Below are 11,705 nucleotides of genomic sequence, written 5' to 3' on the forward strand. Positions count from 1 at the left end.
GGCGCCGAGGGGCCGTACGGGCAGCGGCCCAAGGGTCCTTGCGGCCCCGGTGTCCGCTCCTTGGGAATTCCAGCACCATTCGGGCGGGCCCTCACTCCCATGCGGGCATCCTCCTCGCCCGCATGGACGGCCCGCCACGCTTTTTCCGGTAGGCGCCGGCTCGTCGCCGACTCCCTTTCGGGCAGGCGTGCAATGGGAATCGGGCAGCCTCCGCGGCAATTCGGGCAGCGAAAAGGAGGGGACGTGTTACCGGAATTCCTTCGGGATTGGCTGATGGTTTTCCCTCGCGAGTCGTATGCTTTTCCCGTCGCCACCCCATGGCGATGCATTCACTGAATACGTGTCACTAAGTGTCGTTGACGAAAGCTGAGGAAAATATGAAGTCCTGGCGTTCTCGTGCGGTTGCCGCTCTTTCGATCGGTGCCGCGATAGTGACCATCCCGCTCACCGCGGGCTCCGCCTCCGCCGCCCCCCAATACCGCTACTTCTCGACCTACAAGACGGCCGTGGCCTGCCAGACGGCCGGGAACACGCTGGCCCAGCAAGGCCGTATCACTCAGTTCAACTGCAACGCGAAGATTGTCCAGGGCCGGGAGAAGGTCTGGGACCTGTTCGTGCGCTAGCCGGCCCCTGCCGGGCGGAGGTTCGCTCCTCCCCTGAAACACCGTTGCCCCCCTGACGCGTCCGCCCCCCGGAACGCGGTCCGGGGGGCAACGGCCTTTCCAGGCTCCGCTCGTGCGCACCCGCGCCCTACCCCTCGTCAACCAGCGCGGTCTGCACCCGCGTCGTCTTGTGGCGGGCGATGCGCGTGGCCCGCCCCGCCGCCAGCACCCGGCCTTTGATATTGCCGAAGAGATAGCCCTCCGCCGGCGGGCAGGACAGCAGCAGACCGGGGGTGTTGACCTCCAGCATCCGCCGCAGCAGGCGGTCGTTGAGGCCGCGCGAGGCACCCGCCGCGGAGCGGGCCACGACCAGGTGCAGCCCGACCTCGTAGCCGAGCGCGAGGTGCGCCAGCAGCGGATCGAACGGCGCGTTCATCGAGTCGCCGCCCACCATGTCGTAGTCGTCGACCAGGATGAACAGCCGCGGGCCCGTCCACCAGTCGCACAGCTTCATCCGGCCCGGGGCGATGTCCGGTCCCGGCACCCGCTCCTTGACCGCCGGGGCCGCCCCGCCGATCATGTCGCGCAGCGCGTCGACGGAGACCGCGTGGCCCAGGCGGTACTCGTCGGGGATGGCCTCCACCAGGGTGCGGCGGTAGTCCACGACCATGATCCGTGCCTCGGCGGGCGTATACCGTTCCATGATCGCCTTGGCCGTCAGCCGCAGCATGTTGGTCTTGCCGCTCTCCGTGTCGCCGACGACGATCATGTGCGGGGTCTCGCTGAAGTCGTGCCACACCGTGGACAGTGCGCTCTCCTCCAGACCGATCGGCATCCGCAGATCGCCCTCGGGCGGCGGGAGCTGGGAGACCGGCAGTTTGGTCGGCAACATCCGCACCTGCGGGGTCCGCGGCCCCGGCCAGCTCTCCTTGACCGCCGCGACCAGGCCGGCGACCCCGTCCGCAAGGTCCTCCGAGCTCTCCATCCCGTCGATACGGGGCAGCGCGGAGAGGTAGTGCAGCATGCCGTCCCGGGTCAGACCGCGGCCGGGCAGCCGAGGCACGGTGGCCGCGCGGCGGCTGTTGATCTCGGAGTCCATCGAGTCGCCCATCCGCAGCTCCAGATGGGTGCCGGCCTGGTCGCGCACGCCCGCGGACAACTCCACCCAGCGGGCGGTGGTGACGATCAGGTGGATGCCGTAGTTGAGGCCGCGGGCGGCCATCGAGTTGAACGTCTGCATGTGCTGGTCGAAGTCCTGCCGCACCGTCGACCAGCCGTCGATGACCAGGAACACGTCCCCGTAGGGCTGGTCCGCGAACTCCCCGGCGGCCCGGCGGCGCCGGTAGGTGGCCATGGAGTCGATGCCATGGTCGAGGAAGTACCGCTCACGCGCGGCCAGCAGCGAGTTGACCTCCGCGATCGTCCGGCCGACCCGCTCGGTGTCAAGCCGCGCCGCCACTCCGGCCGTATGCGGCAGCTCCGCCAGGCCCGCCAGCGCGCCGCCGCCGAAGTCCAGGCAGAAGAACGACACCTCGCGCGGGGTGTGGGTGAGCGCGAGCGCGGTGAGGATGGTGCGTACCAGGGTGGACTTGCCGCTCTGCGGGCCGCCCGCGATGGCCATGTGCCCGCCGACACCCGACAGGTCGATCGTCAGCAGGTCCCGCAGCTGCTCGAAGGGCTTGTCCACGATGGCGATCGGAACGGTCAGCCGTCCCCGGCCCGGCCAGCCGACGGTGGTCAGTCCCAGGTCGGGGTCGGGGGTGAGCGGCGGCAGCACCTGGTCGAGGGTCGCGGGCAGATCCAGCGGCGGCAGCCATACCTGGTGGGCGGGCGGCCCCGCGGTGAGCAGCCGCTCCACCGCGACGGACAGCAGAGTGTCCCCCGTCTCCTCGAACTCCGCCTCCTCTTCGGGCTTTGGCTCGGGCAGGTCGGGCAGCTGGCGCGGCACCACATAACCGGAGGTCCACGGCATGGTCTGGCTGGCCACCCGGGCCTGGTTCGCGCCGGCCCGCCGCTCCTGGTACGGGCCGGAGACGTACGCCGCGCGGAACCGGGTCAGCGCCTCCACACCGGACTTCAGATAGCCGCTGCCGGGCCGCGGCGGCAGCTGGTAGGCGTCGGGCACGCCGAGCACGCCACGGCTCTCCATGGCGGAGAACGTGCGCAGCCCGATGCGGTACGACAGATGGCTCTCCAACTGGTGCATGCGGCCCTCGTCGAGCCGCTGCGAGGCGAGCAGCAGATGTACGCCCAGGCTCCGCCCGAGCCGCCCGATCATCACGAACAGGTCCATGAACTCGCGGTGCGCGGCCAGCAGTTCACTGAACTCGTCGACGACGATGAACAGGCTGGGCAGCGGCGTCAGCGGGGTGCCGGACGCCCGCGCCTTCTCGTAGTCCAGCGCTGAGGTGTAGTTGCCCGCCGCCCGCAGCAGCTCCTGCCGCCGCATCAGCTCGCCGTGCAGGGCGTCCTGCATCCGGGAGACCAGCGCCGCCTCGCCCGCCAGGTTGGTGATCACCGCGGAGGTGTGCGGCAGTTCGTCCAGGCCGAGGAAGGTGGCGCCGCCCTTGAAGTCGACCAGGACGAAGTTGAGCGTTTCGGAGGAGTTGGACAGCGCGAGCGCCAGCACCAGGGTACGCAGCAGCTCGCTCTTGCCGGAGCCGGTGGCGCCGATGAGCATGCCGTGCGGCCCCGTACCGCCCTGGGCGGACTCCTTGATGTCCAGGTCCAGCGGGGTGCCGTCGGCGCACACCGCGATCGGCACCCGCAGCCGGGCGGAGCCGGTGTTGCGCTGCCACAGCGTGGCCGGGTCGTGCCGGCGCAGGTCGCCGATCCCCAGCAGGGTGGTCAACTCCACGCTCGCCGACAGCGGTTCGGCGACCTCGCTGCCCATACCCATCCGGTACGGTGCGATCCGCTTGGCCAGCGCGGCGGCGCCCAGCGGTCCGAACCGGTCGGGGCGGCCGAGCCGGGTGGGCTGCTCCTTGCGCTCCCGGTCGGTACGGACCAGCGTGAAGTCCTGCCCGGACACCTCGAAGCGGAGCGTGACCCGGCCGGGCCGCCAGGACAGCGCGCCGCTCAGGTCCAGTACGACGGCGTTGCGGAAGCCCGGCCCGTCCAGCCGGTGCCCGCCGGGGACGCTTCCGCCGTCCACCACGATCACGGTGAACGGCTCCTCGCGCCCGGCCGCCGCGTCCGGGTCGAAGGACGGCCGCTCCAGGAACTCGGCGCCGAGCAGGTCCTCCAGCTCGTTGAAGGCCGAGACGCACATGCGGGCCGGGCCCGCGCCGTCGCTCTCCTGGGGGTGGAGGTTGTGCGGCAGCCACTTCACCCATTCCCAGTCCGCCCGCCGCTCGTCGGACACGCACAGCGCCACCCATATGTCGTCGGGCGCGTGGAAGGTCACCAATTGCGCGATCACGGCGCGGGCGACGGAACGTATCCGCTCCTCGTCGCCGCGGAACAGCACCCGCGCCCAGGACCGCAGGTAGATGGCGATGGGCTGGTCGGGGACGGTGGAGTACGCCCGGATGAAGCTGCGCAGGGCGTGCGCGGCCAGCGGCTCCAGGTCCTCCACCGGTGTGGTGGCCTTCGGCGTCAGCCGCAGGCCGAGCTTCTGCTCGCCGACGGCCACCCGGACCTCGCCGAAGTCCTCGTCCTGGGGGCGGCGTTCCCACAGTCGGGTGGTGCCCACCAGCGCCCACAGGGCCGCGGGCTCCGGGTGGCGCCAGGCCAGCGCCTTCTTCTGATCGGTGACCGCGGTGCGAACCTTGCGTCGGATCTGCGTGAGATAGCGCAGATAGTCGCGGCGCTCGCCCTTGAGACGCTGCTTGCGCTCACTGATCTTGCGCATCATCTGGCCGAGCATCATGGCGCCGGAGGCCAGCACCATCATGCCGACGGCCAGGTACATGAAGTGGCTTCCGGACGAACGGCTCATGCCCGGCCGCATGAACATCAGCATCATCGACACCGACATCAGCGCCATGGGCAGATATGTCCACACGGCGGAGCTGTCGGGCACCACCTCGGGCAGCGTGGGCGGCTCCTGGAGGTTCAACTCGCCCTCGGGCATGTCAGGGCCGCGGCGGCGGGCCGGCCTGCGGAACAGGACCACACTCAACGAACGGTCTCCTTACGGGCGGTGGGCGCGGGCAGAACCATGCCCTATTGAAATGCAGGTCCGGCCCGTTTCGCTACTTCGAAAGCGCCCGCCGAGAGTTTCAGTGCCATTCTGCAGGTGAAGTCCAGTGTCATTCTGTCACTTAGTGACACGCTGTCATTCTGTCTCTCTGCAGGCGGTGGGTGTTGCATGCACCAGTCTCGGGATCCCGGTGTTGTGCACTCAATTGAAGATGTGTACTTTGCCGAAAGGCGTAATGCCGCCATGAAAGCTTCCGCACGGAGTTCCAATGTCATTCTGTCATTTCGCGACACAATGTCCTTCGGCGGAATACCCCGGAGGAGCGTGAGCCGGCCAGATGACCGACACCCAGGTTGCCGACCTGTGCCGGCTGACCGTTCGCGCGCCCACCAAGAGCGTCGATCTGGCGGTGCCCTCCGATGTCCCCGTGGCCGACTTGCTGCCCGCCGTCCTCGGCTACGGCGGCGAGGACCTCGGCGAGACCGGCATCGACCACGGCGGCTGGGTGCTGCAGCGCCTCGGCGGCGGGCCGATGGACGAGGAGCGCACCCTCGACTCGTACGATCTGCGCGACGGCGAAACGCTCTACCTCCGGCCGCGCACCGAGGCGCTGCCCGAGGCCCACCTCGACGACCTCGTCGCCGGCATCTCCGACACCATGCGGTCCCGCCCCTACGGTTGGACCCCCGAAGCGAGCCGGCGGCTGCTGCTCGGCCTCGCGGTGACCGTGCTCACCGCCGGGCTCGTGGTGCTCGCCCTGCCCGGTGGCTCCGTGGGGGTGCGCGCCCTGTGCGCCGCCGTGACCGGACTGCTGCTGGTCGCGGGCGCGGGGTCGGCGAGCCGCGCGGTCGGCGACGCCGGAGCGGGCGCCACGCTCGGCTTCATGGCCGCGCCCTACCTGGCGTTCGCCGGATGGCTGCTGCCCGGCGGCGACATCACCGGCGCACACGCCAACGAGGTCGTGGGCTCACGGCTGTTGGCGTCCTGTGTGGCGGGCGCGGGCGGCGCGATCGTCGTGCTCGCCGCGGTGGCCGCGTACGCCGCGCTCTTCCTCGGCACCGGCGTGGTCGCGACGTTCGGCGCGATCACCGGGACCCTCATGATCACCGCGGACCTGGCGCCGCACCATGTCGCCGGGATCATCGCCCTGGCGGCGGTGGTGCTCGGCGCGTTCGTCCCCTCGCTGTCCTTCCGGATGTCGGGGCTGAAGGTGCCACCGCTGCCGACCAACGCCCAGCAGCTCCAGGAGGGCATCGAACCGCACCCGACCGCGGCGGTCGCCGGCCGCACGGCACTCGCGGACGGCTGGATGAGTTCGCTGTACGGGGCGGTCGGCGCCACCTGCGCCGCCTGCCTCGGTGCGCTCGCCTGGTACGCCAACCTCCCCTCGGTGCTCACGGTGGTGGTGCTGTCGCTGCTGCTGATGCTGCACGCGCGGGGCCTTGGCAACACCTGGCAGCGGCTCTCGCTGACCCTCCCCGGAGTGGCCGGGCTGCTGCTGATCCTCGTCGGCGCCGAGTCGTACGCACCGGACCGCCGGCCGCTGGTGGCCGCCGGACTGCTCGGCCTCACGGCGGTCATCGCCATCCTCTCCTGGACGGTCCCGGGGCGGCGCCTCGTCCCGTACTGGGGACGGGCGGCCGAGATCCTGCACTACCTGATGGCGCTCAGCCTGCTGCCCCTGGTCCTGTGGGCGCTCGGCGTCTACAGCGCCCTGCGCGGGCTGATGGCGTGAGCAAGACGGACCGAGACGGACCGAGACGGAAGGGAGTGACCGATGCAGACGAAGCGGGATCAGGTCCAGGCGCATATGTTCGTCATGGGGCGGCTGACGTCCGCCATGCTGCGCGCGGATCCCGACGCCCCGGAGAGCCCGCAGGGCAGGACCAACCGGGCCGTGACCATCAGCATCCTCATCGGGATCCTGCTCTGTGCCGGATCGTTCGTCTTCGGCCTGCTCAGCCCCGGCACGAAGAGTTCCTGGCGGGACCCGGGCACGCTGGTCATCAACAAGGAGACCGGCACCCGCTACCTCTACCTGGGCGGACGGCTGCGCCCGGTGCGCAACCACACCTCGGCGCGGCTGCTCGCGGGTGACCAGATGAAGGTCATGACCATCGGGAGCAAGTCGCTGCGCGGCACCCCGCACGGCTCGCCGGTCGGCATCAGCGGCGCCCCCGACGAGCCGCCGGGCAACGGCAACCTGACCGGCGACCCGTGGCAGGTGTGCTCCGGCAACACCAGCGGAGCGACCGGCACCACGGTGGCCGTGGGCGCCAAGGCCGACGGCGCGGGGCTGAAGTCGGGGCAGGGGCTGCTGGTGAGCGGGCCCGACAACGACGACTACCTGGTGTGGCAGGGCCGCAGGCTGCGGCTCGACCAGAAGGCCAACGCCGCCGAGGCGCTGGGCTACGGCTCCACCAAGCCGGTGCCGGTCTCAGCCGCGTTCCTCAACTCCCTGCCCACGGGCCCGGACCTGGCCCCGGCCGACGTGCCGGGCCGGGGCGGGCAGGGGCCGGCACTGGGCGGGCTCAAGACCCGGGTCGGCCAGGTCTTCAAGGTCGCCGCGCCGGGTGGCACCGCCCGCTACTACCTGTTGCGCAAGGAGGGGCTTGCCCCGCTGACCGCCACCGGTGCGGCGCTGGTCCTCGGCGATCCGGACACCCGGAAGCAGGCGTACGCGGGCGGGGCGGTGTCGCCCGCGAGCCTGGGCGCCGACGTGCTGAGCGGCCATCTGGCTCCGGACACGCCGGAGGTGGAGACGGGGAAGCGGCAGCCGGCGACCCCGCCGGAGCCGGTGGACCTCGGCACCGGACGGACACCGTGCGTCGGAGTGGAGTCCGGGAGCGACGGTACGCGGGTGAGCGTGGCCCTGATCCGCGACGTGGATCTCGGCCCGACCACGCAGGCCCCGCCGGAAGGGCTGGTCCCGGCGTGTGTGACGGTCAACCGGATCACGGTGCGGCCGGGCGGAGGCGCACTGGTGCATGTGCTGGGCGCGGGCGGCGGCGAGGTCGGCAACACCCTTTATCTGGTGACGGACACCGGAATGAAATACCGGCTGCCCGCGGCCGATTCCCTGAAGGCGCTGGGATACAGCGAGGGCGAGGCGCAGGCCCTTCCGTCCTCACTGCTGGCCATGCTGCCAACGGGCCCGGATCTGACCCCACAGGCGGCGAGTGAGGGGCGCAGTAAATCCTCGGCGCCGCGGTGTGGAACAGAGAAATGACAGGCCGCCAGTGCACCCTGCCTGGTGGCGAATAACAGCCGAAGGGGCATCGCATGTCAGGACTGACGAGGTCAGAAGAGAGTGCAACCCGCAACGGAATCTCCGGCACGGAACAGACGTTCAGCAACATCCAGCTCAGCCGCCAGGACGTCGAGAACACGAAGATCAACGTGGGCAATGCCTACGGAGGCAGTGACGGTCAGAAGTATCAGGACCTGCTGACGCAGTGGGACGACCAGGCCGAGGTTATCTCGAAGAACCTCAGCGACGTCATCGACCAGCTGAACGAGACGCTCCGACAGAACAACCTGACGCAGGGTTCGCAGAACGACGCCGTTGACCAGCAGTACTCGCAGTCGCAGTCGATTTTCGACGCGTTGCACGGCTGAGTGAACCCCGGGTGACGGACATCCGGACCCGTCCCGCATCCCCCCAACCCCCCGAAGCGAAAAGAGGCACCTGCTGTGTCAACTGACTTCTCCGACGGGCAGATCTATGTCCAGTTCACGCATACCGACAACGCGGCTGAGGACATGCGTCTGCAGACTCAGCAGATAGAAAAGGCCCTCGCCCAGTACGAAGAGGACATGCAGAAGCTCATCAGCAGTTGGGAGGGTGACGACCAGGAGGTCTACGTCAAAAAGCAGCAGAAATGGCACGAGGCCGTCGAGAAGATGAAGTCACTTCTCGCGAGCCATGCGACGCTGCTCAACGAGATCGGCGAAAACTACCGGACCAACCAGCGCAACCTCACGCAGGGCTGGGAGAACGTGAAGATCGGCCGCTGAGGCACGGTGCGGTACGGGCGACTGTCTGCGCGTCAGGAACACGTGGGCGGTCGCCCGTTTCGGCGCAGGACATCCATGGAAAGCAGCGATCGACGAGAAGGGGTAGTGAGATGGCCGAACAGATTCAGCTGAACAAGAAGTGGATGGAGCACTTCATCAACGTCGATGTGCATGAATTCCAGGTGGAGCTGAAAAAGATCCTCCAGGATAGGGGCGATATTCCCGCGCTGGGCAGCCTGAAGAAGGAGAATCCGCATGATTTCGCGGATCCCCCCATCCCCTCGGGGACGCAGCTGCCCCTCACGATCGGCGCCATGACCGGTGATGGGGAGGAGCTGACCAACGGGGCGCACCTGCACAAGACCCTGGTGGCTCTCATCGACCAGATCGTTGGGATGATCGAGGAACAGCAGACGCTGTTCGACGACATCGAAGACAACCTGCGGGAAACCGTCCATACATTGCTGAAGACGCAGGATGGCAACCTGGCCAAGATCGACGGCGAGAAGTTCCTTGACGGCCTCGAAGACGTGGATGACGACCTGACTTCCGGGGGGTCGGGCTCCGGCGGGGGCGATGGTGAGAACGACGAAAACTGATGGTGAAGAATCATGACAACAAGTGAGCGGTAGTCGTTCAGGCTGAGTGTCGCAGTACCCCACACCCCCCTTCGTTCCCCCGCCCGATGGAGGCGCCGCCGTGCCGTTTTCCAAGGAAAGTGATCGTTGGCAGCAGGCGATCTACTATTTCACCGGTTACGAAGCGCCAAAGATCGACACGTTGTTTGAGGAGTGGTTCGGCAACGACGAAATCCCGCTGATGAAGGTGCAACTCACCAAGCAGAAGAGCGTCACCTACGTCGATGTGGATGACCTTCAATGGCGTATCGATAACGCGGGTCGCAACATAAGCAACACAGACTTCGTGATCCCCTTCTACAAGACGGGAGACGAGGAGGAGTCCGAGGAGGAAGCGTCGGGAGACGAAGTCACCTATTACAAGGCCCGGTTCACGCTCCTGGGCAACCACAACATCGAGGACAGGCCGTCCGGCGGTGTGTACGAGGGGGGCAAGAACAAGGCCAGGTATGACAACGACTTCAAGAAGTCGGACAAAGGGACGGAGTGGGACACCGGCCCGCACACGCAGTACGCCTACGGAACGGGCCGGGCCCTTGAGGCTGTGCTCGACAACGACGGTGGTACGACTGGCTTCGAGTGGAACGGAATATCCGTGCCCCCCGAACGGGTCGTCGATCTCGCGTCGTTCGGCAGGGCGGCCGACGCCTTCGATCGCGTCGCCCGGTTCTACACTTACCGCCAGGCGGAACTGGAGGAATGGCACAAGCGGGTCGGGATGCAGGAGAACGAGGCGTGGAAGGGCACGGCAGCCGGCGTCTTCTGGCATCTCATCCACATGCTGAACAAGCGGTACGAGGACTACGCCGACGACCTGCGCAACGGTGCGCTGTTTTCGGTACCGGGCGACGCCATCCGGATCGCAGGTGACGTGTTCAAGAATGCGGCCCGGGGACTCCAGCAGGACTGGGCCACGTGGGAACGGAAGGATGGTAACCCGCTGAGCTTCCTCTCTGACCTGCTGTCGAAGATCACCGACCATGTGTGGGACCACAACATCACGAAAATCACCTACAAAGTGCATACCCGTGCCCGTGGCGAAACGGAAACCACCTATCACGCCACCGGTAAGTTCCGCCAGGATGCCGTCGACGAAAAGGGCCACAACTACGGCCCGCTGAACAGTCTGGATACCTGGAAGGCGGTCGGCCAGGCGGCGATCGAGCGGTGGAAGAAATCCGTCGAGGAAAACCTGGTCGACAGCGCCGACTTCGCGCTGCGGACGGTGCACGACGCGTGGAGCCCCTCGGTATTCGATCTTGGCACGATCAAGACGTCGAGCGGGGACAGCCTGTCCCAGGAGTACCAGGACGACAAGGCCGACAAGGAGGAGAAGGAGCAGGAGAAGAAGGAGAAGGAGCAGGAGAAGAAGGAGAAGGAGTGGGAGGAGGAGCAGAAGAAGAAGGAGAAGGAGCAGGAGGAGAAGGAGAAGGAGTGGGAGGAGAAGCAGGAGAAGTACCAGAAGGAGCAGGAGGAGAAGGAGGAGAAGTACCGGAAGGAGCAGGAGGAGAAGGAGAAGGAGGCTAAGGAAGAGGCTGCCCGTAAGGAGAAGGAGTGGGAGGAGAAGCAGGCCGAGGCCGAGGCCGAGCAGGAGCGGAAGGAGAAGGAAGCCGAGGCCAAGCAGGACAAGTACATGCAGGAGCAGGAAGCCAAGCAGGAGCAGAAGGAGAAGGAGCAGGAACAGAAGGAGAAGGAAGCCGAAGCCAAGGCTGCGGCGAAGGAGAAGGAGCAGGAGCAGAAGCAGGCGGAGCAGGAAGCCAAGCAGGAGCAGAAGGAGAAGGAGCAGGAGCAGAAGCAGGCCGAGGCCGAGAAGGAGGCTGAGCAGAAGCAGGCGGAACAGGAGGCCAAGCAGGAACAGAAGGAGAAGGAGGCCGAGCAGGAGCAGGAGCAGGCGAAGAAGGAGGCCGAGGCCGACCAGAAGGAGCAGGAGGCCAAGCAGGAGCAGCAGGAGCAGGAGCAGGAGCAGAAGCAGGCCGAGGCGGAGAAGGAGCAGGAGCAGAAGGAGAAAGAGGCCGAGGCCAAGCAGGAGGAGCAGCAGAAGAAGCAGGAGGAGTACCAGCGACAGCAGCAGCAGTTCCAGGTCAACCAGGTGACTCAGCAGAAGGCCGAGCAGGAGCGGGCGAAGAAGGAGCAGGAGCAGAAGGAGGCGGAGCAGGAGCAGAAGCAGGCCGAGGCCGAGAAGGAGGCTGAGCAGAAGCAGGCGGAGCAGGAGGCCAAGCAGGAGCAGAAGGAGGCGGAGCAGGAGCAGAAGCAGGCCGAGGCCGAGAAGGAGGCTGAGCAGAAGCAGGCGGAGCAGGAGGCCTA

The 11,705-nt window shown here is 67.5% G+C and carries 8 protein-coding genes; 7 read left to right on the forward strand and 1 reads right to left on the reverse strand.

Annotation, left to right across the window (positions count from 1 at the left end; all coding sequences use genetic code 11):
• Positions 1-431 precede the first annotated feature (431 nt).
• Positions 432-623, forward strand: coding sequence for a hypothetical protein (locus tag ACWDSL_RS32975; protein WP_450491635.1), 192 nt, complete (start codon positions 432-434; stop codon positions 621-623).
• Between the two features lie 127 nt (positions 624-750).
• On the opposite strand, the gene eccCa is transcribed toward ACWDSL_RS32975, so the two are convergent.
• Positions 751-4,719 carry a type VII secretion protein EccCa gene (eccCa, locus tag ACWDSL_RS32980; protein WP_450491643.1) on the reverse strand — a complete coding sequence of 1,323 codons (3,969 nt, stop codon included), beginning with the start codon at positions 4,717-4,719 and terminating at the stop codon, positions 751-753.
• Between the two features lie 364 nt (positions 4,720-5,083).
• Between eccCa and eccD the strand changes: the two genes are divergently transcribed.
• The 6 genes from eccD to ACWDSL_RS33010 all read left to right on the forward strand — a co-directional run.
• Positions 5,084-6,481, forward strand: a complete 1,398-nt coding sequence (eccD, locus tag ACWDSL_RS32985; protein WP_450491636.1) for a type VII secretion integral membrane protein EccD — start codon at positions 5,084-5,086, stop codon at positions 6,479-6,481.
• Between the two features lie 42 nt (positions 6,482-6,523).
• Complete coding sequence (gene eccB / locus ACWDSL_RS32990) at positions 6,524-7,975, forward strand: type VII secretion protein EccB (RefSeq protein WP_450491637.1); 1,452 nt, start codon at positions 6,524-6,526, stop codon at positions 7,973-7,975.
• 53 nt (positions 7,976-8,028) lie between these two features.
• The gene (locus ACWDSL_RS32995) at positions 8,029-8,364 is read left to right on the forward strand and encodes a hypothetical protein (protein WP_450491638.1); all 336 of its coding nucleotides are present in this window, start codon (positions 8,029-8,031) and stop codon (positions 8,362-8,364) included.
• A 75-nt stretch (positions 8,365-8,439) separates the two neighbouring features.
• Complete coding sequence (locus tag ACWDSL_RS33000; protein WP_311721705.1) at positions 8,440-8,763, forward strand: WXG100 family type VII secretion target; 324 nt, start codon at positions 8,440-8,442, stop codon at positions 8,761-8,763.
• 110 nt (positions 8,764-8,873) lie between these two features.
• The gene (locus ACWDSL_RS33005) at positions 8,874-9,362 is read left to right on the forward strand and encodes a type VII secretion system-associated protein (protein ID WP_450491639.1); all 489 of its coding nucleotides are present in this window, start codon (positions 8,874-8,876) and stop codon (positions 9,360-9,362) included.
• Between the two features lie 100 nt (positions 9,363-9,462).
• The coding region (locus tag ACWDSL_RS33010; RefSeq protein WP_450491640.1) for an AAWKG family protein at positions 9,463-11,705 on the forward strand (2,243 nt) is incomplete at its 3' end.

It is taken from the genome of Streptomyces sp. NPDC000941 (genome assembly GCF_053599555.1).

Excerpts from the sequence above, each read along its gene's own strand:
- eccD (WP_450491636.1), top strand. The coding sequence starts at position 5,084 with ATGACCGACACCCAGGTTGCCGACCTGTGCCGGCTGACCGTTCGCGCG.
- eccB (WP_450491637.1), top strand. The coding sequence starts at position 6,524 with ATGCAGACGAAGCGGGATCAGGTCCAGGCGCATATGTTCGTCATGGGG.
- ACWDSL_RS32995 (WP_450491638.1), top strand. The coding sequence starts at position 8,029 with ATGTCAGGACTGACGAGGTCAGAAGAGAGTGCAACCCGCAACGGAATC.
- ACWDSL_RS33005 (WP_450491639.1), top strand. The coding sequence starts at position 8,874 with ATGGCCGAACAGATTCAGCTGAACAAGAAGTGGATGGAGCACTTCATC.